This window comes from Tsuneonella sp. HG094 (assembly GCF_053819285.1).
On sequence record NZ_JBSORA010000001.1, the window covers coordinates 255,380 to 278,433 of the forward strand.

Here is a 23,054-nt window from a genome sequence, read left to right on the forward strand (position 1 = left end):
TTGCGAAGAGGTTTGTCGATGCGGGTAGGCGGATTGTCGATGGTGCTGGCGCTGGGTCTGCTGGTGGGCTGCGGGAGCGAGGCACCGATACCGCAGGAAACCGAAGTGGCTGCAACCGCTTCGAGCGCGTCCGCCGAGGTCGCCGGACCCGAGCGGACCGTGCTCGCATTCGGCGATTCGCTGTTCGCCGGATACGGTCTCGACGACCCCGGCACGCAGAGCTATCCCGCCCGGCTCGAGGCCGCGCTGCGCAGCCAGGGCCGCAACGTGCGGATCGCCAATGCGGGCGTCTCGGGCGACACCACCGCGGCGGGGCGCCAGCGGCTGGCCTTTACGCTCGACAGCCAGCCCCGGAAGCCCGACCTCGTACTGCTCGAACTGGGCGGCAACGACCTGTTGCGCGGCCTGCCACCCGAGCAGACCCGCGCCAACCTCATCGCCATGCTCGACGAGTTGAAGAAGCGGGAGGTTCCGGTCGCGCTCTACAGCCTGCAGGCTCCGCCGAATTACGGCGCGGCGTGGCAGGGTGAGTTCGACGCGATCTATCCGGCGCTGGCGAAGGAATACGGCGCGGCGCTGATCCCGTTCGTGACCGAGGCGGTCTTCGCGACCCCCGCGATGCTTCAGGCCGATCGCGTCCACCCGACGACCGAGGGCGTCGCCGCGCTGGTCGAGGCAACCGCCGCGGCGGTCGGCGAAGCGTTGCCGCAGGCCGACTGAGTGCACCTGACGTTCCCCGCCATCCTCGTCGCCGCGCGCCAGCACGGCGAGACGGCGGTGATCGCGCGGGTGCTGACCGAGGAATACGGCCTCGTGGCCGGGTACGTCGCGGGCGGGCGGGGGCGGGTGCTGCGCCCGGTGGTGATCCCGGGCAACCGGGTCGCGGCCGAACTGAGCGCGAAGAGCGACAGCCAGTTGCCATTCCTCAAGCTCGAGCTGGTCGAAAGCCGCGGACCGTGGCTCGGCGAGCCGCTGGCGGCGAGCGCGATCGGCTGGGTCACCGCGCTTACCGCCCTCGCGCTGCCCGAGCGCAATCCGTATCCCTCGCTCTACTCCGCGCTCGGCGCGACGCTCGATGCGGTGTGCCATGCACCCTCGGCGCGCGGGTGGCTGCGTGCGCTGGTCGGGTACGAGGCGCTGGTCCTGCGCGAACTGGGATACGGCGGGGCCCGCCCGCCCGAACAAGCCGATCTTGACGCGCTCCTGCAAATGTTTGCCCGCACCGCCGCCCCGCTGGACCGGTACCTCCTTGCCGACCGAAAGGGCGATGCTATGGCCCTGCGCGCAATGCTGGGCGAGCGGCTGGAGAAGTTGAGGGCATGAAGGTCGCGGTATTCCCGGGCGACGGGATCGGTCCCGAAGTGACGCGCGAAGCGGTGCGCGTGCTTGAGGCGGTGGACCTGCCCGAACTGACGCTGTTCGAAGGCGACGTGGGCGGTGTGGCCTACAAGCGCCACGGCCATCCGCTGCCGCCCGAAACGCTCGCGATCGCGCGCGCCGCCGATGCCGTGCTGTTCGGCGCGGTGGGCGATCCCGATTGCGACAACTTGGAGCGCGCCTTGCGGCCCGAGCAGGCGATCCTCGGCCTCCGCTCCGAACTCGGCCTCTTCGCCAACCTGCGTCCGGCGACCTGTTTCGCGGGGCTCGAGCAGATGAGCGGCCTCAGGCCCGAGATCGCCCGCAGCATCGATCTCCTCATCGTGCGCGAATTGAATGGCGACGTGTATTTCGGGGATAAGGGCACCGAAACGCTGCCCGACGGGCGCCGCCGGGGTTGGGACATGATGTCCTATGCCGAGGACGAGGTGCGCCGGATCGCTCACGTCGCGTTCCGCGCGGCGCGGGTTCGCAAGGGCCGCCTGTGCAGCGTCGACAAGGCCAACGTGCTCGAGACGAGCCAGCTTTGGCGCGACGTGGTGATCGAGGTGGCGGCGGAGTACCCCGACATCGCGCTCGAGCACATGTACGTCGACAACGCCGCGATGCAGCTCGTGAAGGACCCGGGCCGGTTCGACGTGGTGGTGACCGGCAACCTGTTCGGCGACATTCTGTCCGATCAGGCGAGCATGTGCGTCGGCTCGATCGGCCTGCTCGCGAGCGCATCGCTGGGCGAACGGCAGACGGCGTTCGGCACCTTCGGCCTCTACGAACCGATCCACGGCAGCGCGCCGGACATCGCCGGGCAGGGCAAGGCCAATCCGATGGCGGCGATCCTGTCGGCGGCGATGACGCTGCGCCATTCGTTCGGGCGCGAGGCCGAGGCGGCGCGTATAGAGGGCGCGGTGGCGGCAACGCTCGCCGACGGTATACTGGGCGGGGATTTGGGCGGCACGGCCTCTACCGCTGCCATCGGCGACGCTGTAATCGCCCGTCTGTGAACCCCAAGCTCGCAATAATCCTCCCGACGTTCAACGAGCGCGACAACCTCGCGCCGATGATCCCACGCATCGAAGCCGCGCTCGGCGCGAGCGGCTGGGAAGTAGTCATCGTCGACGACAGCAGCCCCGACGGCACCGCCGACGCAGCGCGCGTGCTTTCGCTCGCCGATCCGCGCGTTCGGGTGCTCCAGCGGTTCGGCCGGCGCGGCCTCGCCAGCGCCGCGATCGAGGGGATGTGCGCCACCGCTGCCCCTTTCGTCGCGGTGATGGATGCCGACCACCAGCACGATCCCGCGCTGCTGCCGGGGATGCTCGCTGCGGTCGAGGCGGGCGAATGCGACGTCGCCGTCGCCAGCCGCTTCGTCGAGGGCGGCAGCGCGGCGGGATTGTCGAGCGAGACGCGCGAGAAGGGCAGCCGCCTCGCCAACCGCCTTGCGCGCAAGGTGACGGGGGTCGAACTGACCGACCCGATGAGCGGATTCTTCCTCCTGCGCGCCGAGCGGCTGCGGGCGTCGGCGCCCAAGCTGTCGGGGATCGGCTTCAAGATACTGCTCGACCTGCTGGCCACCGCCGAACCGCCGCTGCGGGTGCGCGAGTTTCCGCTATCCTTCGCCGAGCGGCGCACAGGCGAGAGCAAGCTCGACGGTGCGGTGGCGTTCGAATTCCTCGTCGGGCTCTACGATCGCAGCTTCGGGCGCATCGTGCCGAGCCGCTTCGCGCTGTTCGGCACGGTCGGTGCGCTCGGCGTGGCGGTCCACATGGCCGTGCTGACGCTGCTCTATCGCGTGGTCGGCGAAGGGTTCGCACTGGCGACGGTGTTCGCGACGCTCGCCGCAATGACGTTCAACTTCTGGCTCAACAATATCCTCACCTATCGCGACCAGCGGCTGCGGAGCGTGGGCAAGTGGCTGAAGGGCTGGGCGGGCTTTTGCGCGACCTGTGCGGTCGGCGCTCTTGCCAATGTCGCTACAGCGACCTTGCTTCAGGGGCGGGGCGTCCACTGGGTCCTTGCGGCGCTGGCGGGGATCGTCATCGGCTCGGTGTGGAACTACGCCTTGTCGAGCCGTTTCGTCTGGGGGCGGTTCTAGCTACCTCCAGCTATCCAGCCACATCCAGTTCTCGAACGCACGTTCGCCGCTCAAGGGGGCGGAGCTGAGGATTGGGTAGAACCACGCGAACACTCCGAGTGTCGCGACCAGCGCGGTCCATGCCATCCAGGCCAGCTTGCCGCGCCGCAGTTCGTCGAGCGCGAGCGCGAGCGCGGCGAGCAGCGCCATGCTCGGCACGAAGTAATGATAGTAGAACTGGATCGGCTTGGCCGCGACGATCCAGAAGCCGAGGCTGAGCGCGTAGATGACCGCCACCGCGCCCGCGTCCGCGCGCTTGTGGCGCAATGCGGCCCAGGCGCACCACAGCAGCGCGGGCAGGCCGAGGATCATCGACACCGGATTGCCGATCAGCAGCACCCCGCGCTGCGCGCCGTCGGCGGGCTCGTAGAAATACCATATCGCGCGGCGGTCGATGATCCAGTCGGTCCAGGTCGACTGGTAGGGGTGCGGCTTGACCACGCTTTCCTGCATCCGGATCATCATCTCGTGCAGGCCGATGAAACCACGCTGGGCGACTTCGCCGGGCTCGATGTACCAGGCGGGAAGGTAGGTGAGCGAATAGAGCGCGAGCGGAAGCAGGCCGAGCCATAGGGCGGCTTCGGCGAGGCGAATGCCCGGCACCGGCGCGCCCCGGTGGCCCAGCAGTCCCTTCCAGCCGCAGGCGTGGAGGCGGATGGCGAGGAATGCGAGGCCCGGCAGCGGCGCGAGCGGGGCAGCGTTCCACTTGACCGCAAGCGCGAGGCCGATGCCCGCCCCCGCCAGCGCGAGGCTGCGGCGTCCGTGCTCGGACTCGCGCACCGCGGCCGCGCACTGCCAGAAGGCGAGCGCGAGGAACGCGACCATGAACGCATCGAGCATGGCGATGCGCCCGTGGACGAGCAGGAAGAAACCGCTTGCGAGGAGAAGTCCGTAGGCGATCGTTGCGAACCTGCGGAGCGAGGCGAACCACAGCGCGCGCATGGCGGCAAAGACCGTGAAGGCAGCGGCAATCGCGCTGGGCAGTCGCCACGCGAACGGGTGGTCGCCGATCAGGCCGATGCCCACCGCCAGCAGCTCCTTGCCGAGCATCGGATGTTCGCGATTGAGCCAGTCGGTGCCGTTGAGCAAGCCGCGCGCGGCGGGCAGGTAATGGATCTCGTCGAAATAGGGCCGCGAGGGGATGCCGAGGCGGAACAGAAGCAGCGCAAGGAAGGCGAGCGCGATCCCGGCGCACCAGCCGAGCGGATCGCGGGGATGGTGCGGCACCTGGATCATTCGCGCGCTTCGTTAGCGGGCCGGGCGCGGTGTGCAATCCCTTGGCGTGATGAAAGCACGAATTGTCGCATCGACAGTCGATTGGGCTTGCGCTTGTTGCACGCTGTTAATAAGCGGCAACGCAGAACAAATAGAGCTGGTCGCGCCATCTCGAAATCAAGGGGAAGATGAATGAAGCTCAAGACAATTGCATCGTCGCTTGCCGCACTGACGCTCGTTGCTGCGCCTGTGGCCGCGCAAGCCGCTCCCGCGGCACGCACTTCGGCACCCGCCGCCGAGGAAAGCGAAATGGGCGGCAGCTGGCTTTGGATCGCGATCGCCATCGCGGTCGTGGTCGGCGCGATCCTGCTGCTCGACGACAACGACGATGCGGTCAGCCCGTAAGGCGCTGGTGCAAATCGATACGGAAACGGGGCCCATGCGGCCCCGTTTTTGTTTGCAGTGGATAGCGCGTCACCCATAGAGCGCGACTTGCTATGAAGAAGACCACCGGAATGGACCGCGCCGCCACGGCGCACTGGCGCCCCGCCACCCGAGCGGTGCGCGGCGGAACCTGGCGCAGCGAACACGGCGAGACCAGCGAAGCGCTGTTCATCACCTCGGGCTATACGTACGACGACGCGCAGACGGTCGCCGACCGCTTCGCGGGCGAGGCCGAGGGGATGACCTACTCGCGCCTGCAGAATCCCACCGTCGCCATGCTCGAGGAGCGGATCGCCCTGCTGGAAGGTGCAGAGGCGTGCCGCGCTCAGGCGAGCGGCATGGCCGCGATGACCGCGGCGCTGCTGTGCCAGCTCTCCGCCGGAGACCACGTCGTTGCCGCGCGCGCCGCGTTCGGCTCGTGCCGCTGGCTCGTCGACCAGTTGCTTCCCCGCTTCGGGATCGAGACCACGGTGATCGACAGCGCGGTCGACGGTGAATGGGATGCGGCGATCCGTCCGAACACAAAGGTGTTTTTCTTCGAGACCCCGGCCAACCCCACGCTCGACGTGGTGGACCTCAAGTATGTCTGCGACCTTGCCCGGTCGCGCGGTATCGTGACGGTCGTCGACAATGCCTTCGCTTCGCCCGCGCTGCAGCGCCCGCTCGAATTCGGGGCCGATGTCGTCGCCTACAGCGCGACCAAGCTGATGGACGGGCAGGGCAGGGTCCTGGCCGGGGCGGTCTGCGGGTCGAAGGCGTTCATCGACGAGCAGTTGCTGCCGTTCCAGCGCAATACCGGGCCCAACCTGTCGCCGTTCAACGCGTGGGTCGTGCTCAAGGGCCTCGAGACGCTCGACTTGCGCGCGCGGGCACAGAGCGTGTCGGCGCTCGAGCTGGGCAAGTTCATCGAGCCGCGCGTTTCGAAGATGCTGCACCCCGGACTTCCGAGCCACCCGCGCCACGACCTCTCGGTGCGCCAGATGCCCGCCGGAACCGGACCGATCTTCGCCTTCGAAGTGCCCGGCGGCCGAACGCAGGCGTTCGCGGTGCTCGACGCGCTCGAGCTGGTCGATATCTCGAACAATATCGGCGATTGCCGCAGCCTGCTGTGCCACCCCGCCAGCACCACGCACGCCAACATGGGCGACGAAGCGCGCGCCGCTATGGGGGTGACCGAGGGCCTGCTGCGGATCAATGTCGGGCTCGAGGACATCGAGGACCTCAAGGAAGATATCGACCGGGCGCTTTCCGCTGCGGGACTGTGACGCGGGTATCGGGAACCTGGGGTGCAGTGCGTCATTGTTGCGGCAGGTCGGACTGTAAACTGCGTGTTGCTTGGGGGCATTTGACGAAGCCGTGATCTACGACGCCGGCCGGCGCAGGGGCGCCAGATGAACCCGCAGGATCATTACGCTGCGCTGATCGAGTCGGCCGACGACGCGATCATTGCCAAGGACCTCGACGGACGGGTCGTAAGCTGGAACCCCGCGGCCGAGCGCCTGTTCGGCTGGACCAGCGGCGAGATGGTCGGAAATTCGATCCGCCGCCTGCTGCCTGACGATCGGCAGCACGAAGAAGACCGCATCATCGCGCGCGTCAAGAAGGGCGAGCGGATCGGCCTGTTCCTGACCCGGCGGCTGCACAAGGACGGGCACGAAATTCCCGTTGCCGTCACCATTTCTCCCGTACGCGACGCGGACGGACACGTCATCGGCGCCAGCAAGATCGCTCGCGATGCCAGCGAGCACGCCGCGATGGAGGATCGCCTGAGCGAAAGCGAAACGCGCTTCCGCATGCTCGCCGACAACATGGCCCAGCTCGCATGGATCGCGGACGCGGACGGCGCGGTGCAATGGTTCAACCGGCGCTGGTACGAATTCACCGGGATCGAGCCCGATACGGTCGATGAGGAACTGCGCCGGCACGTGCGCCACCCCGACCACGAGGAGCGGGTCCGCGGTCGCTTCGAAGCCGCGATTCGCGACGGTACCGAGTGGCAGGACGTCTTTCCGCTGAAGAGTGCGGCGGGCGAGTGGCGCTGGTTCCTCAGCCACGCCCAGCCAATCCGCGATGCAGAGGGCAACGTGCGCTACTGGTTCGGCACCAACACCGACATCACCGAGCAGCGCGAACAGTCGGAACAGATCACCGTCCTTCTGCGCGAGGTGAACCACCGGTCGAAGAACATGCTGGCCAAGGTGCAGGCGCTCGCCCGCAGCAGCTTCGGCGCCGATACCGCACTGGTGCAGCGGTTCGAGGACCGCGTGGGCAGCCTGTCGGTCAACCAGGACATCCTCGTCAGCCGCGATTGGCGCGAGGTTCCGGTGGACGAACTGGTCCGCCTGCAACTGCAGTTCATCAGCGGAGCCGGTCGCCGGGTCTCGCGCAGCGGCCCCGATTGCGCCCTGATCCCGCGCGCGGCCGAGATCATCGGGATGTCGCTCCACGAACTGGCGACCAATTCTCTCAAGTACGGCGCCTTGTCGGTCGAGAGCGGGCGCGTGGCGATCGAGTGGGCCTGCGTTGGGGGCGGCTTCCGCATGGCGTGGCGCGAAAGCGGCGGACCGGCGGTGGCAGAGCCCACGCATCGCGGCTTCGGCAGCCAGCTCATCGAGGACATCCCGCGCCGCGCGCTCCAGGCGCAGGTCGTCCATACCTTCGCGCCCGAAGGACTGGTCTGGGATCTGACGACCGAGCAGCCGGTCATCGCCGATCCGGTGCGAAACCTCGGTTAGCACGCCCGCCGCCCTTGCATGGGCGACGGCAGCCGCGCTAGTCTTCGATTCGTCATGAAAGAACTCTTCCAGCATGCCGCCATCACCGACGGGATCACCGTGCGGGTGGCGGTCAATTTCCTGCCCGAGCAGTCGCGCCCGCAGGATGGAAAGTGGTTCTGGGTCTATCACATCCGCATCGAGAACGGCTCCCACGAACGTGTGCAGCTCGTCAGCCGCCACTGGCGCATCACCGACGCCCGCGGGACGGTGAACGTCGTCGATGGCGAGGGCGTGGTGGGCGAAAAGCCGGTGCTCGATCCGGGCCAGTCGCACGACTACGTGTCGGGCTGCCCGCTTTCGACCCCGCACGGTACGATGGAGGGGTTCTACACCTTCCACCGGCTCACCGGCGGCCACGGCGAGCCGCTGGAAGTGCGCATCCCGTTCTTCCCGCTCGCCGCTCCGGCGGAAGCGGGCCACTAGCAAACCGCGCTACCGCTACGCTGCATGAGCGCGGGGGTTCCTGTGCGCTACCGCTACGCTACTTGAGCGCGGGGGTTCCTGTGCGCTACCGCTACGCTACTTGAGCGCGGGGGTTCCTGTGCGCTACCGCTACGCTACTTGAGCGCGGACTTTCCTTTGCGCGACCGCTTCGCTACGTGAGCGCGCAAATGAAGCGCACGCACCTTCCCCTCAACGCCTTGCGCGTGTTCGATGCCGCCGCGCGGCACCTGTCGTTCACGCGGGCGGCGGACGAACTGGCGGTGACCCCGGCGGCGGTCGGCCAGCAGATCCGCGCGCTCGAGGATCACCTCGGCACGGTGCTGTTCCGCCGCACCAGCAAGGGGCTTGAACTGACCGACGAGGCGCTCGCCGGACTCGACGCCCTGCGCGAAGGTTTCCTCAAGTTCGAGGAATCGGTCCAGGCCATGCAGGCCAGCCAGGCGAGCGACCGCTACACGATCGCCGCCCCGCGCGAATTCTATGCCCAGTGGCTCAGCCACCGGCTGGCGAAGTTCGTCGCCGCCAACCCCGGCGTGCGCTTCCAGCTCATCGCCGACGAGAACGCCGACTTCACCGAGACCAACCTCGATATCGCGATCCGGCTGGTCGACGGTCCGGGCGATCTCGAAGGCGTCGAACTCGCGCCCGCGCGCCGCATGGTCGTGACCGCGCCCGGCGCGCCCGACCAGTGGATTGCGTGGCCCGGCGCGCCGCTGCCCGAAGGGGCCGAAGGCATGGTCCAGGTCGCCAACCCCGGCCAGGCGCTGTCGAGCGCGATCGCCGGCCTCGGCAAGGCGATGCTGCCCAAGCTGCTCGTCGACGAGGCGGTCGAGGCCGGCCGGCTCGAGGTGATCGAAGGGCCCGACGAAGGCCGCCGCGCCTACTGGCTCGTCGCCCCGCTGCCGCAATGGCGGCAGAAGAAGGTCAAGACGCTGGTCGCTTTCCTCACCGCCTGACAGGCCCACCCCTGGCCCCTCCCGCAAGCGGGAGGGAGACTTGTGCGATGACTGCTCCTCCCGCAAGCGGGAGGGGAGACTTGTGCGCTGAGTTACCCCGCCCGCTTGCGGGAGGGGTGCGAGACTTGACGGCTCGCCGTCTAGTCGCAGCGGGGTGGGCTTGCGCGACGATCCCCGCGTTCGCGTCGCGAGAGCACGGTCGACGACACCAGTCGAACGCAAGCCCGAACGGGCGCTCGCAGGTGCGGAAAGGCGAGACGCCCAATCCGCTAGAGCACGGTCGGTGACCAACCGACCGCAAGGCCGAACGGCCGTCGCGCCCACTGGCGCGGAAGCCTAAGGCCGCGGAGGCGGCCGCCGGCGCTTGAGGCTAGACAATAGAATCCAGCACCTCCCGCCGGATCCGCTCGTACAGCGGGTGCCCCGGCACCACATCGCGCTCGTCGATGCGAAAGCGGGTGCGCAGTTCGATGAGGTAGATGAGGAGGCCGTGCCCGCGCCCCTTCCACCCGTCGAAATCCCAGTCCTCGCGCAGCGCGCGCTCCAGCGCGCAATCCTCCAGCCGGTCCGCGCCCCAGCCCAGCGCCGCATCCCACGCGGCGGCGAACCCTTCCGCGCCGGGGCGGTGCCGCAGCTTGTAGAGCGCCTCCATACTCTTGCCGATGGAGCGCGCCGCCTGGTTCACGATCCCCGTCGCCGCGAGCGTGGCGACGAACCGCCGCTGCAGCGCGGGCGTGATCGAATTGCGGCGCGGGGCGGGGTGAAGGAACGGCGCAAAGGCGAGCAGCGGATCGTCCTCCTCCGGCTCGGGCGCGGGGGCGTACGCGACCGCAGAGGTCGCTTGCCGGGCCACCCGCCGGGTGCTTACTGGCGGCGATGCGGGGGGAGCGGGGGAGGGCGGAGCGTTCACAGTGTGACCTCGCGGGGAAGGATTGGTACGGTTGGCGACCAGCCGACCGCAAGCGCGAACGCGCTTCGGCCGGTTTGGCCGGGATCCAAGCAGCGCGGATGCGCTGCGCCCGGCGCGTGAGGGGCGCAAAAGATAGAGTCAGGAGCGGGTGAGGTGGGCGCGGGCAAATCGGTCATGGACCGCGGATAGGTTGCAGATCTGGGGCGTGTAGGAAAATAGTTCTATCTTAGAATTCCTAATTTACGGCCGGATAAAGACCAAGATGATTCCGGATCAGCACACCTAGTTCGCTTAGTTTCTTACTGTATCGCGGCGCAACGATTTGGAGGTCGGGGTTTTCGGCCAACTGATCGAGCACATTGTAAGCAAAAGAAACCTTTTGCTTTCTGAGTTGAACAGGCAACGCTGCGATGCGCCCGGTCTTAGGTGCAGAAGCTATCGGCTGCAAACCCATCACGGCGCCAAACTGCCCGATGTAATCGTTGATTGCGCGTACCCACACGGCGTCGTCCAGCAAATCTTCGACCGTTACGACCGAGGTAGCCACACTCTTGAGAGAGAAAATTGAATCGGCGTCGACTCCTGCGCCCTCTAATGATTTTTGTATTGCACGACCCCCACCGTCATTGTCGACAAGGTATGCGACGCCGTCTGCCGACCCGCTTAGTGCTGGAAGGCCTTTCGGGCTTATGTTTGCAAGGCCGTGAATGATCTGAAAATCAAGAGAGTCCAATTTCATTGATTGCCGCAACAGCTTCGGGAGAATGAGAAGTTCCGTCGGCCCTTCTCCGATCAGGGCCTTGCGAGTGGGAAAAAAGGCTAGCGTCGCCGCCCCCATACCAAAAAGTAGGGGCCTGAATCCAGCGTGGTCATGTTGGTGCCAAAAGCGATTGATGACGCCGCTCGTTTTCTTGCTAGTTGAGTTCCAATGGACGAGCCGGACACCTGTACCTAGGTCCTCTGGGAGCGAGCCAGCAGAGTGTGTGGTGTAAACCACCTTCTGGATCGTTTGCTCATTCTGAAGAAGTTGGACCAAATCTGCCTGCGCATCGTAGTGAAGGTGCTGCTCCACTTCATCGATCAACAGTATGCTGCCCTTATCCCTTTGTAGAAAGGCAAAGACCTGTAAGGCAATAAACTGCCGATAGCCGTCGCTTCTAGATTTGAGATCGGTGTATCGATCTCTAGTTTCGAACCCCTCCTTATTTTCTACAACTATGTCCAGCTGGGCACCATCTAGGGCTAAGACAAGCGCTGCGTCTGATTGGCTCCAAACTCCTCTTGAGAGGTCAGCCAACTTTTCATTCGCAGAATTGATGATGCCAGTCACCGCGCCTTGGTTAGCGGCCTCCCTTGCTTGTTTTATCTGCGGAATACTTACATCCGCTTGGCGAAGAATCTCTGCTACCGGCTTTGATGGACGTTTCGGTTGTGGGGGGTGGTTGTAAAGGTTTATATTGTACGGAAGCTGGATATTTCGATCTTTTTCCGAAAACATCAAGATGTTGGGTATCCGATTACGCAGTTCATCGATTGCATAATCAATTGGATCGTGCGTCTCTTCAAATTCCAAGAGCGCTTCAATCTCGCGAGGCAAAATCCTAGCATACTGCGGGAATTCCGCGTTTTTCTCGACGGTCAAAGCGGACTTGGCTTCATTTAGTAGGACGACGGCCGAATCGGAAAGCGGATTCTGATGAGAAATTTCGTCGATAAGTTGAGAGTATTTCTCGTCCGCAATCGGCTTTCCCGCATCCTCAAATTTCAATCGCAAAGATCGGCTAGTCAGTAACTTCTGCAGTCCCTTCACGACGATTGACCGCTTTGCCGTGTCACGCTTCGGCGTCGGTGAAAGCCGATAGGTCAGGGAGCCATTCTGCTCTTTTCGAACGATGAGCCAACTAGCCTCGCTTAGTTGAGCGGCTTTCAAATCCGCTGCGCTCAGATAGAACGAGAGTTCTAACCACGGCTTGACGTCAGAATTGAATGTCGTGTCTACGGCATCAATCGCCTCTTCATCACGGAACGAGGAGAGTGCCTTTAGGATGCTGGATTTGCCAGCTTCATTTGGGCCAGTTAAGGCGACGAGCTTGCCGCTCAGCTGAACATTGGTTTCTTCCTCAAAGCGCCGAAACCCACGCAGTTTTAGATTCTCCAGCTGCATACCCCGCCCTTAGATATTGATTTCGACTTTCTTTGGACAAATGTCTTATTCGACACAAGCGGAGTGCTGCAATCCGAAGCGAAAACCTTGACCCCCCACCCGAATCCCCCTAATGGCGCGCGCTTCCGGGCATTCGTGTCCGGTTGAGCTGAACGTTGGCGGTGTCGTCCGGGTATCCGGGCAGCCGTCAAAGTAACCCGGTGTCCGTGGACGCGGGTGGAGTGTTTCAGGCTCGTGTTCTCAACCAGGCGGTCGCCTTCGGCGGCGCCTTGGTCAGCTGGACCCCGGATCAAGTCCGGGGTGACGGTTTCGAGATAGCACGGCCCTTTCCCTCCTCCTTCGCCCTTGTGTCGCCTTCACATGGTGAAGAGAGAGAACTCTTTAATGCCGACGATCAACCAGCTGGTCCGCAAGGGCCGCGTTCCGCAGAAGGCCAAGTCCAAGGTCCCTGCGATGGAAGCGAACCCGCAGAAGCGCGGCGTTTGCACCCGCGTCTACACGACGACCCCGAAGAAGCCGAACTCGGCGCTGCGCAAGGTGGCCAAGGTCCGCCTGACCAACCAGCGCGAGGTCATCACCTACATCCCGGGCGAAGGGCACAACCTGCAGGAGCACTCGGTGGTCCTCATCCGCGGCGGCCGCGTGCGCGACCTTCCGGGCGTGCGCTACCACGTGCTGCGCGGCGTTCTCGACACCCAGGGCGTCAAGGACCGCAAGCAGAGCCGCTCGAAGTACGGCGCCAAGCGTCCGAAGTAAGCGCTTCGCTTTTTCGAGGTTTCTGGCCGCGCGCCCCTTGGCGAGGCGGCCCAGCATAAGGAATAACGAGAATGTCTCGTCGTCGTCGTCCCGAGAAGCGGGAAATCCTGCCTGATCCCAAGTTCGGAGATCAGGTGCTGTCGAAGTTCATGAACAACCTGATGCTCGACGGGAAGAAGTCCGTCGCCGAAAGCATCGTCTACGGTGCGCTCGACACGGTCGAGAACCGTGCGAAGGCCAACCCGATCGAGGTGTTCCACACCGCGCTCGACAACATCAAGCCGCAGATCGAGGTGCGTTCGCGCCGCGTCGGCGGTGCCACGTACCAGGTGCCGGTCGAGGTTCGCCCCGAGCGTGCCCAGGCGCTCGCCATCCGCTGGCTCATCACCGCCGCTCGCGGCCGCGCGGAGACCACCATGGCGGCCCGCCTCTCGGGCGAGCTGATGGATGCGGCCAACAATCGCGGCAACGCGGTCAAGAAGCGGGAAGACACCCACCGCATGGCCGACGCCAACCGCGCGTTCTCGCACTATCGCTGGTAACACTGGCGCTGGTAATACCTATATAGGGGACGCGTCGCCCTTGGCGGGCGTCCCCCAGACCCCCACACCTCAGACAGAGGGAATTTGAAATGGCCCGCGAATATCCGCTGGAGCGCTATCGCAACATCGGCATCATGGCGCACATCGATGCCGGCAAGACCACCACGACCGAACGCATCCTCTACTACACCGGCAAGTCCTACAAGATCGGCGAAGTCCACGACGGCGCCGCCACGATGGACTGGATGGAGCAGGAGCAGGAGCGCGGGATCACCATCACCTCGGCCGCCACGACCACGTTCTGGCAGGCCGAAGACGGCCAGGGTCCCAAGCACCGCATCAACATCATCGACACCCCCGGGCACGTCGACTTCACGATCGAAGTCGAACGTTCGCTGCGCGTCCTCGACGGCGCGGTCGCGGTGTTCGACGGCGTCGCGGGCGTGGAACCGCAGTCCGAAACCGTGTGGCGCCAGGCCGACAAGTACGGCGTGCCCCGGATGTGCTTCATCAATAAGCTCGACCGCACCGGCGCGGACTTCTACTACTGCGTCCAGTCGATCATCGACCGCCTCGGCGCGAAGCCGTTGGTGCTCTACCTGCCGATCGGCGCGGAGAGCCAGCTCAAGGGCGTCGTGGATCTCGTCAACAACCGCGGCATCGTCTGGAAGGACGAGAGCCTGGGTGCCGAGTTCGAATACGTCGCGATCCCCGACGACCTCGCCGACAAGGCCGCCGAATACCGCGAGCAGCTGATCGAGCTCGTCGTCGAACAGGACGACGACGTGATGGAAGCGTACCTCGAGGGTAACGAGCCCGACGTGGCGACGCTCAAGGGCCTCATCCGCAAGGGCACCATGGCGCGCGCGTTCGTGCCCGTGACCTGCGGTTCGGCGTTCAAGAACAAGGGCGTGCAGCCCCTGCTCGACGCCGTGGTCGACTACATGCCGAGCCCGCTCGACGTTCCCGCGATCAAGGGCGTGCTGCCCGACAGCGACGAGGAAGCCGAGCGTCCCTCGAGCGACGACGCGCCGTTCAGCGCGCTGGCGTTCAAGATCATGAACGATCCGTTCGTCGGCAGCCTTACCTTCACCCGCATCTATTCGGGCAAGCTCGCCAAGGGCCAGGTCCTGAACTCGGTGAAGGACAAGAAGGAAAAGATCGGCCGCATGCTGCTGATGCACTCGAACAACCGCGAGGACATCGAAGAGGCATTCGCGGGCGACATCGTCGCGCTGGCGGGCATGAAGGACACCACCACTGGTGACACCCTTTGCGATCCGGCCAAGCCGATCATCCTCGAGCGGATGGAATTCCCCGAGCCGGTGATCGAGCTGTCGGTGGAACCCAAGACCAAGGCCGACCAGGAAAAGATGGGCATCGCCCTCAACCGCCTGGCGCAGGAAGACCCGAGCTTCCGTGTGTCGACCGACCACGAAAGCGGCCAGACGATCATCAAGGGGATGGGCGAACTCCACCTCGACATCATCGTCGACCGCATGAAGCGCGAGTTCAAGGTCGAGGCCAACGTGGGCGCGCCGCAGGTGGCCTATCGCGAATACCTCGCGAAGCCGGTCGACGTCGACTACACCCACAAGAAGCAGTCGGGCGGCTCCGGCCAGTTCGGCCGCGTCAAGGTCAAGGTCACCCCGGGTGAACGCGGCCAGGGCTTCGTCTTCGAGGACAACGTCAAGGGCGGCAACATCCCCAAGGAGTACATCCCGGCGATCGAGAAGGGTTTCCGCGAGCAGGCCGAGAGCGGCTACCTCGTCGGCTTCCCGATCATCGACTTCACCGTCGAGCTGTATGACGGTGCGTACCACGACGTCGACTCGAGCGCGATCGCGTTCGAAATCGCCGGTCGCGGTGCGATGCGCGAAGTCGCGCAGAAGTCGGGCATCAAGCTGCTCGAGCCGATCATGAAGGTGGAAGTCGTGACCCCCGAGGACTATCTCGGCGACGTCATCGGCGACATCAACAGCCGGCGAGGCCAGATCCAGGGCACCGACAGCCGCGGCAACGCGCAGTCGGTCGAGGCCATGGTCCCGCTTGCCAACATGTTCGGTTACGTCAACGAACTGCGCTCGTTCACGCAAGGGCGCGCGCAGTACTCGATGCAGTTCTCGCACTACGACGAAGTGCCCGCGAACGTCGCCGCAGAGGTCAAGGAGAAGCTTGCCTAAGCAGGGGTGAGCGTCTAGGGGCGGCACCCGATTCACCGGGTGCCGCAGCCTGACTTGGTGAAATTCAATCCAGACAGAGGTTAGAGTCAAAATGGCTAAGGAAAAATTCCAGCGGAACAAGCCGCACTGCAACATCGGCACCATCGGTCACGTCGACCACGGCAAGACCACGCTGACCGCGGCGATCACGAAGGTGATGGCTGAAGTGTACGGCGGCACCGCCGTCGACTTCGCGAACATCGACAAGGCGCCGGAAGAGCGCGAGCGCGGGATCACGATCTCGACCGCGCACGTCGAGTACGAGTCGGACCAGCGCCACTACGCGCACGTCGACTGCCCGGGCCACGCCGACTACGTGAAGAACATGATCACCGGCGCCGCCCAGATGGACGGCGCGATCCTGGTCGTGAACGCCGCCGACGGTCCGATGCCGCAGACCCGCGAGCACATCCTGCTCGCCCGTCAGGTCGGCGTGCCGGCGCTGGTCGTGTACATGAACAAGGTCGACCAGGTCGACGACGAGGAAATCCTCGAGCTCGTCGAACTGGAAGTTCGCGAACTGCTCAGCTCGTACGACTTCGACGGCGACAACATTCCGATCGTCAAGGGTTCGGCGCTGGCCGCTCTCGAAGGTCGTGACGACAACATCGGCAAGGACTCGGTCGTTGCGCTGATCAAGGCCGTCGACGAGTACATTCCGCAGCCCGACCGTCCGGTCGACAAGCCGTTCCTGATGCCGATCGAAGACGTGTTCTCGATTTCGGGTCGCGGCACGGTCGTCACCGGCCGCATCGAGACCGGCATCGTCAACGTTGGTGACGAAGTCGAGATCGTCGGCATCAAGGACACCAAGAAGACGACCGTCACGGGCGTCGAGATGTTCCGCAAGCTGCTCGACCGCGGCGAAGCCGGCGACAACGTCGGTGCGCTGATCCGCGGCGTGGCGCGTGAAGAGGTCGAGCGTGGCCAGGTCCTCTGCAAGCCGGGTTCGGTCAAGCCGCACACCGACTTCGAGGCCGAGGTCTATGTGCTGTCGAAGGACGAAGGTGGCCGTCACACGCCGTTCTTCGCCAACTACCGCCCGCAGTTCTACTTCCGCACCACCGACGTGACCGGTGAGGTCGTTCTCCCCGAGGGCACCGAGATGGTCATGCCGGGCGACAACGTGACGATCGGCGTCAAGCTGATCGCTCCGATCGCCATGGACGAGGGCCTGCGCTTCGCGATCCGCGAAGGCGGCCGCACCGTCGGCTCGGGCGTCGTCGCGAAGATCACCAAGTAAGCCTGGTGATCTGACCAAGGGTTCAGGGCCCGCCTTCCCACGGGGAGGCGGGCCCTTTCCTTTAAGTGTGGGCAAGATGGTTCGCCGCCGGTCCGGGACGGAATGTTGCTTGTGGCCGCAATTACCCCGATTCTTGGGGTTGCGTGCGACCCGCCTCATCCGTATAGGCCCGCCCACAGACGGAGATTCGTCTCCGGATAATCGAATTTCAGGGAAGGTCGCCCGCTACCGGGAAACCGGGGCTCCAGCGGGGCAGGCCTTTCTTTTTTGTGGGTTGGTAACGATCCACTTGGCTCTTTCGCATCGGTAGGGACATGGAAGCTCAGAATATCCGCATTCGCCTCAAGGCGTTTGACCACCGCGTACTCGACCAGGCCACTGGCGAGATCGCGGACACCGCCCGTCGTACGGGCGCACTTATTCGCGGCCCCATCCCCATGCCGACGCGCATCGAGAAGTTCACCGTGAACCGCGGTCCGCACGTCGACAAGAAGTCGCGCGAGCAGTTCGAGGTGCGCACCTACAAGCGGCTGCTCGATATCGTGCAGCCAAACGCCCAGACCGTGGACGCGCTGATGAAGCTCGACCTCGCGGCTGGCGTTAACGTCGAGATCAAACTGGCCTAAGCCAGTTTGCCGACAGCCCTGGATTTGGTCCGGGGTCGCCGAGAGATCGGCAAGGGATACCTCCGGCACGTAGCCGGGCAGCGTCCCCCGTCTCGCTTTCTCTCGCGGGAAGGCACTTTGGCCCGGACGGGGCGACGCATGACAATCTGGGCCGAGCAAGCACGTGGGAATGGTCCCATGTGCCTCTGTTAAGGAGAACGGATCATGCGCTCCGGCGTGATCGCAAAGAAAGTCGGGATGACCCGCCTGTTCCAGGAGGATGGACGTCACGTTCCCGTGACCGTCCTGTCGCTGGAAGATTGCCAGGTCGTATCGCACCGCACCAGCGACCGTGACGGCTACTTCGCCGTCCAGCTCGGCGCGGGCGAGGCCAAGCAGAAGAATGTCAACAAGCCGCAGCGCGAAGCCTTCGCCAAGGCGGAGGTGGGCTTGAAGATGCGCGTCGCGGAATTCCGCGTCGAAGACGAGGGCGGGCTGATCCCCGTCGGCTCGACCATCTCGGCCGAGCACTTCATCGCCGGCCAGAAGGTCGACATCACCGGTCACACGCAGGGCAAGGGTTTTGCCGGCGCCATGAAGCGCTGGGGCTTCGGCGGCATGCGCGCGACGCACGGCGTCTCGATCAGCCACCGTGCCCACGGTTCGACCGGTAACCGCCAGGATCCGGGCCGCGTCTTCAAGAACAAGAAGATGGCCGGTCACATGGGTGACAAGCAGCGCACCCAGCAGAACCTCGAGGTCGTCCGTACCGACGCCACTCGCGGCCTGATCTTCGTCAAGGGCTCGGTCCCCGGTTCGAAGAACGGCTGGCTGCTGGTCCGCGACTCGGTCAAGCTCTCGCTGCCCGAAGGTCTGCCGTTCCCCGGCGCGATCCTCGAGAAGAAGAGCACGCAGCCCGAGCACGACGAAGCGCCCGCCGGCATGGTTGAAGCCGCCGCCGAGCACGAAGTGATCGAGCAGGTCCCGGCCGAACTGCAGGAGCAGCTCGCCGAGGAACAGCAGGCTGGTGTCGAAACCGAGGCTGAAGCTGCCGCCGACAATTCCGCTGAGGGCGATGCGCCTTCCAGCGATGAAAACAAGGAGGGCTGATCCGTGAAGGTGAAGGTCCAGAAACTCGACGGCAAGGCCTCGGGCGACATCGAACTGAACGATGACGTCTTCGGCGTAGAGCCGCGGCAGGACATCCTGCACCGCGTCGTCACCTGGCAGCTGTGGAACCGCCGCGCGACCGCGCGTCCGACCCGCGAGCGTAGCGACGTTGCCCGTACCGGCAAGAAGTTCGGTCGCCAGAAGGGTGGCGGTACGGCCCGTCACGGTGACCGTGCAGCCCCGATCTTCATCGGCGGCGGCAAGGCGCACGGTGCCAAGAAGCGCGATTTCAACATCTCGCTGAACAAGAAGATCCGTGCCCTCGGCCTGCGCATGGCGCTCTCGAGCAAGGCGAAGGACGGCCTGATCGTCGTCGACAGCCTCGAGCTCAAGGACGCCAAGACCAAGGCGCTCGCCGCCCAGTTCGGCAAGAACGGCTGGAACGGCAAGGTGCTGGTGATCGACGGCGATGCGGTCGAGGGTTCGTTCGCCAAGGCGGCGGGCAACCTGCCGGGCGTGAACGTCCTGCCGGCCGTGGGCGCCAACGTCTACGACATCCTGAAGCACGACACGCTGGTCCTCACCAAGGCCGCGGTCGAGAAGCTGGAGGCCCGTTTCAATGGCTAAGGCAGCGAAGCAGGTGGACGCGCGTCACTACGACGTGATCGTCGCTCCGCACATCACCGAGAAGTCGACCCTGGCGAGCGAGCACAATGCGATTGTGTTCAAGGTCGCCGGCGATGCCACCAAGAGCCAGATCAAGGAGGCCGTCGAGGCCATCTACGATCGCAAGGTCTCGAAGGTGAACACAATCGTCGTCAAGGGCAAGACCAAGCGCTGGAAGGGCCGTCCCTACACGCGCACCGACATGAAGAAGGCGATCGTGACGCTGGCCGAGGGCCAGGACTCGATCGACGTCACGAGCGGGATCTGAGGCCATGGCACTCAAGAACTACAAGCCGACCAGTCCGGCCCGTCGCGGCCTGATCCTGGTCGACAAGTCCGGGCTCTACAAGGGCAAGCCGGTCAAGGCGCTGACCGAAGGCAAGCGCAAGACGGGTGGACGCAACAACAAAGGCCATGTGACCAGCCGCGGCATCGCGGGCGGCCACAAGCAGAAGTACCGCTACATCGACTTCAAGCGTCGCAAGTGGGACATGCCGGCCACCGTCGAGCGGATGGAGTACGATCCCAACCGCACCGCGTTCATCGCGCTGGTGAAGTACGAGGACGGCGAGCTCGCCTACATCCTCGCACCGCAACGCCTGGCCGTCGGCGACACCGTGGTTGCGGGCGAGAAGACCGACACCAAGCCGGGCAACGCCATGCTGCTCGGCCAGATGCCGGTCGGTACCATCTGCCACAACGTCGAGATGAAGCCGGGCAAGGGTGGCCAGATCGCCCGTTCGGCCGGTACCTATGTCCAGGTCGTCGGTCGTGACCGCGGCATGGTCATCGTGCGCCTCAACAGCGGCGAGCAGCGTTACCTGCGCGCCGACTGCATGGGCACCGTGGGCGCCGTGTCGAACCCCGACAACCAGAACCAGAACTTCGCCAAGGCCGGCCGCAACCGCTGGCTGGGCAAGCGTCCGCTGACCCGCGGCGTCGCGAAGAACCCGGTCGATCACCCGCACGGCGGCGGCGAAGGCCGCACCTCGGGCGGCCGCCACCCGGTCACTCCGTGGGGCAAGCCGACCAAGGGCGCCCGTACGCGTCACAACAAGGCGACGGACAAGATGATCATCCGTTCGCGTCACGCCAAGAAGAAGAGGTAATCGAGATGGCTCGTTCCGTCTGGAAAGGTCCGTTCGTCGACCTCCACCTGCTGAAGAAGGCCGAGGACGCGCAGGAGAAGAGCGCGCGCGGTGCGATCAAGACCTGGTCGCGTCGTTCGACGATCCTGCCGCAGTTCGTCGGCCTGACGTTCAGCGTCTACAACGGCCAGAAGTTCATTCCGGTCTCCGTCAACGAAGACATGGTCGGCCACAAGCTCGGCGAGTTCGCGCCCACGCGCAGCTTCCCCGGCCACGCCGCCGACAAGAAGGGCAAGCGCTGATGGGCAAGCAGAAAGCTCCCCGCCGCGTGGGCGACAACGAGGCGCTGGCCGTCGGCACCACGATCCGTGGTTCGGCGCAGAAGCTCAACCTCGTTGCCGGCCTGATCCGCGGCAAGAAGGCCGAAGAGGCGATGAACATCCTCGCCTTCTCGAAGAAGGCGATGGCGCGCGATGCATCGAAGGTGCTCGCGAGCGCGATCGCCAACGCCGAGAACAACCACAACCTCGATGTCGACGCGCTCGTCGTCGCCGAGGCGTCGGTGGGCAAGTCGGTCACCATGAAGCGCTTCCACACGCGTGGTCGCGGCAAATCGACCCGCATCCTGAAGCCGTTCAGCCGGCTGCGGATCGTGGTTCGCGAAAGCGAGGAGGCCTAAGTCATGGGTCACAAGAGCAACCCGATCGGCCTGCGCCTGCAGATCAACCGCACCTGGGACAGCCGCTGGTACGCCGAAGGGCGCGACTATGCCAAGCTGCTCAGCGAGGACATCGAGATCCGCAAGTACATCGTCGGCAACCTGCCGCAGGCGGCGATCTCGAAGGTCGTCATCGAGCGTCCGGCCAAGCTGTGCCGCGTGTCGATCTATGCCGCCCGTCCGGGTGTCATCATCGGCAAGAAGGGCGCCGACATCGAGAAGCTTCGTTCGAAGCTCGCGACGATGACCGCCAGCGAAGTGAAGCTGAACATCGTCGAGATCCGCAAGCCGGAGATCGACAGCAAGCTCGTCGCCCAGGGCATCGCCGACCAGTTGGTTCGCCGCGTGGCGTTCCGCCGGGCGATGAAGCGCGCGATGCAGTCGGCCATGCGCCTGGGTGCTGAAGGCATCAAGGTGATGTGCGGCGGCCGTCTCGGCGGCGCCGAAATCGCCCGCGTCGAGCAGTACCGCGAAGGCCGCGTTCCGCTGCACACGCTGCGCGCCAACGTCGACTACGCCGAAGCCGAGGCGCTGACCGCCTATGGCGTGATCGGTATCAAGGTGTGGATCTTCAAGGGCGAGATTCTCGGCCACGATCCGACCGCGCAGGACCGGCTGATGATGGAGGCACAGACCTCCGGCGTCCGGCCCGCCGGCGACCGGCGTTAAGGTAGGGCAAGAGCAATGCTGCAACCGAAGAAAACCAAGTTCCGCAAGGCCTTCAAGGGCCGGATAAAGGGCGAAGCCAAGGGCGGCACGACGCTGAACTTCGGCTCGTACGGCCTCAAGGCGCTCGAGCCGGAACGCGTCACCGCGCGCCAGATCGAAGCTGCCCGTCGTGCGATCACGCGCCACATCAAGCGCCAGGGGCGCCTGTGGATCCGCGTGTTCCCCGACGTGCCGGTGTCGAAGAAGCCCGCCGAAGTCCGTCAGGGCAAGGGCAAGGGCTCGATCGAATACTGGGCCGCCCGCGTGAAGCCGGGCCGGATCATGTTCGAGCTCGACGGCGTTCCCGGCCCGCTCGCGGCCGAGGCGTTCAGCCGCGCGGCCATGAAGCTGCCGATCAAGACCAAGGTCGTTGCCCGCCTGGGCGACACCTCGCATCTGGGAGCCGAATGATGGCGAAAACTGCCACCAAGAAGGCCGTGAAGGCCGAAGCCGGCAACGCGAAGGCGACCGACATGCGCGCCAAGACCGACGACCAGCTCTCGGACCAGCTCGTCGACCTCAAGCGCGAGGCGTTCAACCTCCGCTTCCAGGCCGCGACGAACCAGCTCGAGCGCCCGGCGCGGATCAAGGAAGTGCGCCGCGACATCGCGCGCATCAAGACGCTGCAGGGCGAGCGTTCTCGCGCTGCCGAAGCGAAGTAAGGAACCGATATGCCCAAGCGTATCCTCACCGGGACTGTCGTTTCCGACAAGACCGACAAGACCGTGACTGTGCTGGTCGAGCGTAAGGTCAAGCACCCGCTCTACGGCAAGATCATCCGTCGCTCGAAGAAGTACCACGCCCACGACGAGGCGAACGCGTACCACCCGGGCGACGTCGTGCGGATCGAAGAGACCCGCCCGATCTCGAAGACCAAGACCTGGACCGTGAAGGACCGGGTCGTCGCGGGTGGTGTGCAGGCGGTGGAAGCCGACCTGGACGTTGCCGAAGCCGGCAACTGAGCCAGTAGATTTAGGAACT

27 protein-coding genes are annotated in these 23,054 nt (G+C 65.1%); 24 read left to right on the top strand and 3 right to left on the bottom strand.

Annotated features, from left to right (window positions below):
• The first annotated feature begins 18 nt into the window (after positions 1 to 18).
• Genes ACWPMX_RS01245 through ACWPMX_RS01260 form a run of 4 tightly spaced genes read left to right on the top strand, consistent with a single transcriptional unit; the run spans position 19 to position 3,466 of the window.
• Positions 19 to 720 (top strand): arylesterase, encoded by a 702-nt coding sequence (locus tag ACWPMX_RS01245; protein WP_455698235.1) that lies wholly within the window; start codon positions 19 to 21, stop codon positions 718 to 720.
• Positions 721 to 1,323 (top strand): DNA repair protein RecO, encoded by a 603-nt coding sequence (gene recO / locus ACWPMX_RS01250; RefSeq protein WP_455698236.1) that lies wholly within the window; start codon positions 721 to 723, stop codon positions 1,321 to 1,323.
• Positions 1,320 to 2,378, top strand: a complete 1,059-nt coding sequence (leuB, locus tag ACWPMX_RS01255) for a 3-isopropylmalate dehydrogenase (RefSeq protein ID WP_455698237.1) — start codon at positions 1,320 to 1,322, stop codon at positions 2,376 to 2,378. The genes recO and leuB overlap by 4 nt, the downstream gene beginning before the upstream one ends.
• Entirely contained in the window at positions 2,375 to 3,466 is a 1,092-nt protein-coding gene (locus tag ACWPMX_RS01260; protein ID WP_455698238.1) for a glycosyltransferase family 2 protein, read from the top strand. Before leuB ends, ACWPMX_RS01260 begins: the two co-directional genes overlap by 4 nt.
• Here the strand turns inward: ACWPMX_RS01260 and ACWPMX_RS01265 are convergent, their stop codons facing one another.
• The gene (locus ACWPMX_RS01265) at positions 3,467 to 4,741 is read right to left on the bottom strand and encodes a phospholipid carrier-dependent glycosyltransferase (RefSeq protein ID WP_455698239.1); all 1,275 of its coding nucleotides are present in this window, start codon (positions 4,739 to 4,741) and stop codon (positions 3,467 to 3,469) included.
• Positions 4,742 to 4,912: 171 nt separating this feature from the next.
• Between ACWPMX_RS01265 and ACWPMX_RS01270 the strand changes: the two genes are divergently transcribed.
• From ACWPMX_RS01270 to ACWPMX_RS01290, 5 genes are all read left to right on the top strand, one after another.
• On the top strand, positions 4,913 to 5,125 hold the full coding sequence (locus ACWPMX_RS01270) for a hypothetical protein (RefSeq protein ID WP_455698240.1): 213 nt from the start codon (positions 4,913 to 4,915) through the stop codon (positions 5,123 to 5,125).
• Positions 5,126 to 5,217: 92 nt separating this feature from the next.
• Positions 5,218 to 6,429 carry a trans-sulfuration enzyme family protein gene (locus ACWPMX_RS01275; RefSeq protein ID WP_455698241.1) on the top strand — a complete coding sequence of 404 codons (1,212 nt, stop codon included), beginning with the start codon at positions 5,218 to 5,220 and terminating at the stop codon, positions 6,427 to 6,429.
• Positions 6,430 to 6,555: 126 nt separating this feature from the next.
• Positions 6,556 to 7,899 carry a PAS domain S-box protein gene (locus tag ACWPMX_RS01280; protein ID WP_455698242.1) on the top strand — a complete coding sequence of 448 codons (1,344 nt, stop codon included), beginning with the start codon at positions 6,556 to 6,558 and terminating at the stop codon, positions 7,897 to 7,899.
• Positions 7,900 to 7,953: 54 nt separating this feature from the next.
• The gene (gene apaG, locus ACWPMX_RS01285) at positions 7,954 to 8,364 is read left to right on the top strand and encodes a Co2+/Mg2+ efflux protein ApaG (protein WP_455698243.1); all 411 of its coding nucleotides are present in this window, start codon (positions 7,954 to 7,956) and stop codon (positions 8,362 to 8,364) included.
• A gap of 188 nt (positions 8,365 to 8,552) precedes the next feature.
• A complete protein-coding gene (locus tag ACWPMX_RS01290) occupies positions 8,553 to 9,341 on the top strand; it encodes a LysR family transcriptional regulator (RefSeq protein WP_455698244.1) in 789 nt (262 codons plus the stop codon).
• 370 nt (positions 9,342 to 9,711) lie between these two features.
• Here the strand turns inward: ACWPMX_RS01290 and ACWPMX_RS01295 are convergent, their stop codons facing one another.
• A complete protein-coding gene (locus ACWPMX_RS01295) occupies positions 9,712 to 10,194 on the bottom strand; it encodes a hypothetical protein (protein WP_455698245.1) in 483 nt (160 codons plus the stop codon).
• A 292-nt stretch (positions 10,195 to 10,486) separates the two neighbouring features.
• The gene (locus tag ACWPMX_RS01300; RefSeq protein ID WP_455698246.1) at positions 10,487 to 12,415 is read right to left on the bottom strand and encodes an AAA family ATPase; all 1,929 of its coding nucleotides are present in this window, start codon (positions 12,413 to 12,415) and stop codon (positions 10,487 to 10,489) included.
• 384 nt (positions 12,416 to 12,799) lie between these two features.
• Between ACWPMX_RS01300 and rpsL the strand changes: the two genes are divergently transcribed.
• From rpsL to rpsQ, 15 genes are all read left to right on the top strand, one after another.
• The gene (rpsL, locus tag ACWPMX_RS01305) at positions 12,800 to 13,171 is read left to right on the top strand and encodes a 30S ribosomal protein S12 (protein WP_160597809.1); all 372 of its coding nucleotides are present in this window, start codon (positions 12,800 to 12,802) and stop codon (positions 13,169 to 13,171) included.
• 71 nt (positions 13,172 to 13,242) lie between these two features.
• Positions 13,243 to 13,713, top strand: coding sequence for a 30S ribosomal protein S7 (rpsG, locus tag ACWPMX_RS01310; RefSeq protein ID WP_455698247.1), 471 nt, complete (start codon positions 13,243 to 13,245; stop codon positions 13,711 to 13,713).
• An 89-nt stretch (positions 13,714 to 13,802) separates the two neighbouring features.
• Positions 13,803 to 15,896 (top strand): elongation factor G, encoded by a 2,094-nt coding sequence (gene fusA, locus ACWPMX_RS01315; RefSeq protein WP_455698248.1) that lies wholly within the window; start codon positions 13,803 to 13,805, stop codon positions 15,894 to 15,896.
• 91 nt (positions 15,897 to 15,987) lie between these two features.
• On the top strand, positions 15,988 to 17,178 hold the full coding sequence (gene tuf, locus ACWPMX_RS01320) for an elongation factor Tu (RefSeq protein ID WP_455698249.1): 1,191 nt from the start codon (positions 15,988 to 15,990) through the stop codon (positions 17,176 to 17,178).
• Between the two features lie 314 nt (positions 17,179 to 17,492).
• The gene (gene rpsJ, locus ACWPMX_RS01325) at positions 17,493 to 17,804 is read left to right on the top strand and encodes a 30S ribosomal protein S10 (protein ID WP_160610002.1); all 312 of its coding nucleotides are present in this window, start codon (positions 17,493 to 17,495) and stop codon (positions 17,802 to 17,804) included.
• 204 nt (positions 17,805 to 18,008) lie between these two features.
• Complete coding sequence (gene rplC / locus ACWPMX_RS01330; RefSeq protein WP_455698250.1) at positions 18,009 to 18,893, top strand: 50S ribosomal protein L3; 885 nt, start codon at positions 18,009 to 18,011, stop codon at positions 18,891 to 18,893.
• Between the two features lie 3 nt (positions 18,894 to 18,896).
• Positions 18,897 to 19,520 (top strand): 50S ribosomal protein L4, encoded by a 624-nt coding sequence (gene rplD, locus ACWPMX_RS01335; RefSeq protein ID WP_455698251.1) that lies wholly within the window; start codon positions 18,897 to 18,899, stop codon positions 19,518 to 19,520.
• Positions 19,513 to 19,827 (top strand): 50S ribosomal protein L23, encoded by a 315-nt coding sequence (locus tag ACWPMX_RS01340; RefSeq protein WP_455698252.1) that lies wholly within the window; start codon positions 19,513 to 19,515, stop codon positions 19,825 to 19,827. The genes rplD and ACWPMX_RS01340 overlap by 8 nt, the downstream gene beginning before the upstream one ends.
• Before the next feature lie 4 nt (positions 19,828 to 19,831).
• Positions 19,832 to 20,668, top strand: a complete 837-nt coding sequence (rplB, locus tag ACWPMX_RS01345; protein ID WP_455698253.1) for a 50S ribosomal protein L2 — start codon at positions 19,832 to 19,834, stop codon at positions 20,666 to 20,668.
• Between the two features lie 5 nt (positions 20,669 to 20,673).
• Complete coding sequence (gene rpsS / locus ACWPMX_RS01350) at positions 20,674 to 20,949, top strand: 30S ribosomal protein S19 (RefSeq protein WP_057884058.1); 276 nt, start codon at positions 20,674 to 20,676, stop codon at positions 20,947 to 20,949.
• On the top strand, positions 20,949 to 21,326 hold the full coding sequence (gene rplV / locus ACWPMX_RS01355) for a 50S ribosomal protein L22 (RefSeq protein ID WP_067677488.1): 378 nt from the start codon (positions 20,949 to 20,951) through the stop codon (positions 21,324 to 21,326). The genes rpsS and rplV overlap by 1 nt, the downstream gene beginning before the upstream one ends.
• Positions 21,327 to 21,329: 3 nt before the next feature.
• The gene (rpsC, locus tag ACWPMX_RS01360) at positions 21,330 to 22,034 is read left to right on the top strand and encodes a 30S ribosomal protein S3 (RefSeq protein ID WP_455698254.1); all 705 of its coding nucleotides are present in this window, start codon (positions 21,330 to 21,332) and stop codon (positions 22,032 to 22,034) included.
• A gap of 15 nt (positions 22,035 to 22,049) precedes the next feature.
• The gene (gene rplP / locus ACWPMX_RS01365) at positions 22,050 to 22,484 is read left to right on the top strand and encodes a 50S ribosomal protein L16 (protein WP_455698255.1); all 435 of its coding nucleotides are present in this window, start codon (positions 22,050 to 22,052) and stop codon (positions 22,482 to 22,484) included.
• Positions 22,484 to 22,735 carry a 50S ribosomal protein L29 gene (rpmC, locus tag ACWPMX_RS01370; RefSeq protein WP_455698256.1) on the top strand — a complete coding sequence of 84 codons (252 nt, stop codon included), beginning with the start codon at positions 22,484 to 22,486 and terminating at the stop codon, positions 22,733 to 22,735. Before rplP ends, rpmC begins: the two co-directional genes overlap by 1 nt.
• A 9-nt stretch (positions 22,736 to 22,744) precedes the next feature.
• Complete coding sequence (gene rpsQ / locus ACWPMX_RS01375; RefSeq protein ID WP_455698257.1) at positions 22,745 to 23,035, top strand: 30S ribosomal protein S17; 291 nt, start codon at positions 22,745 to 22,747, stop codon at positions 23,033 to 23,035.
• Positions 23,036 to 23,054 lie beyond the last annotated feature (19 nt).

Coding starts and splice junctions, on each gene's coding strand:
- ACWPMX_RS01245 (WP_455698235.1), top strand. CDS start 19: ATGCGGGTAGGCGGATTGTCGATGGTGCTGGCGCTGGGTCTGCTGGTG.
- leuB (WP_455698237.1), top strand. CDS start 1,320: ATGAAGGTCGCGGTATTCCCGGGCGACGGGATCGGTCCCGAAGTGACG.
- ACWPMX_RS01265 (WP_455698239.1), bottom strand. CDS start 4,741: ATGATCCAGGTGCCGCACCATCCCCGCGATCCGCTCGGCTGGTGCGCC.
- ACWPMX_RS01270 (WP_455698240.1), top strand. CDS start 4,913: ATGAAGCTCAAGACAATTGCATCGTCGCTTGCCGCACTGACGCTCGTT.
- ACWPMX_RS01275 (WP_455698241.1), top strand. CDS start 5,218: ATGAAGAAGACCACCGGAATGGACCGCGCCGCCACGGCGCACTGGCGC.
- ACWPMX_RS01280 (WP_455698242.1), top strand. CDS start 6,556: ATGAACCCGCAGGATCATTACGCTGCGCTGATCGAGTCGGCCGACGAC.
- apaG (WP_455698243.1), top strand. CDS start 7,954: ATGAAAGAACTCTTCCAGCATGCCGCCATCACCGACGGGATCACCGTG.
- ACWPMX_RS01290 (WP_455698244.1), top strand. CDS start 8,553: ATGAAGCGCACGCACCTTCCCCTCAACGCCTTGCGCGTGTTCGATGCC.
- ACWPMX_RS01300 (WP_455698246.1), bottom strand. CDS start 12,415: ATGCAGCTGGAGAATCTAAAACTGCGTGGGTTTCGGCGCTTTGAGGAA.
- rpsL (WP_160597809.1), top strand. CDS start 12,800: ATGCCGACGATCAACCAGCTGGTCCGCAAGGGCCGCGTTCCGCAGAAG.
- rpsG (WP_455698247.1), top strand. CDS start 13,243: ATGTCTCGTCGTCGTCGTCCCGAGAAGCGGGAAATCCTGCCTGATCCC.
- fusA (WP_455698248.1), top strand. CDS start 13,803: ATGGCCCGCGAATATCCGCTGGAGCGCTATCGCAACATCGGCATCATG.
- tuf (WP_455698249.1), top strand. CDS start 15,988: ATGGCTAAGGAAAAATTCCAGCGGAACAAGCCGCACTGCAACATCGGC.
- rpsJ (WP_160610002.1), top strand. CDS start 17,493: ATGGAAGCTCAGAATATCCGCATTCGCCTCAAGGCGTTTGACCACCGC.
- rplC (WP_455698250.1), top strand. CDS start 18,009: ATGCGCTCCGGCGTGATCGCAAAGAAAGTCGGGATGACCCGCCTGTTC.
- ACWPMX_RS01340 (WP_455698252.1), top strand. CDS start 19,513: ATGGCTAAGGCAGCGAAGCAGGTGGACGCGCGTCACTACGACGTGATC.
- rplB (WP_455698253.1), top strand. CDS start 19,832: ATGGCACTCAAGAACTACAAGCCGACCAGTCCGGCCCGTCGCGGCCTG.
- rpsS (WP_057884058.1), top strand. CDS start 20,674: ATGGCTCGTTCCGTCTGGAAAGGTCCGTTCGTCGACCTCCACCTGCTG.
- rplV (WP_067677488.1), top strand. CDS start 20,949: ATGGGCAAGCAGAAAGCTCCCCGCCGCGTGGGCGACAACGAGGCGCTG.
- rpsC (WP_455698254.1), top strand. CDS start 21,330: ATGGGTCACAAGAGCAACCCGATCGGCCTGCGCCTGCAGATCAACCGC.
- rplP (WP_455698255.1), top strand. CDS start 22,050: ATGCTGCAACCGAAGAAAACCAAGTTCCGCAAGGCCTTCAAGGGCCGG.
- rpmC (WP_455698256.1), top strand. CDS start 22,484: ATGGCGAAAACTGCCACCAAGAAGGCCGTGAAGGCCGAAGCCGGCAAC.
- rpsQ (WP_455698257.1), top strand. CDS start 22,745: ATGCCCAAGCGTATCCTCACCGGGACTGTCGTTTCCGACAAGACCGAC.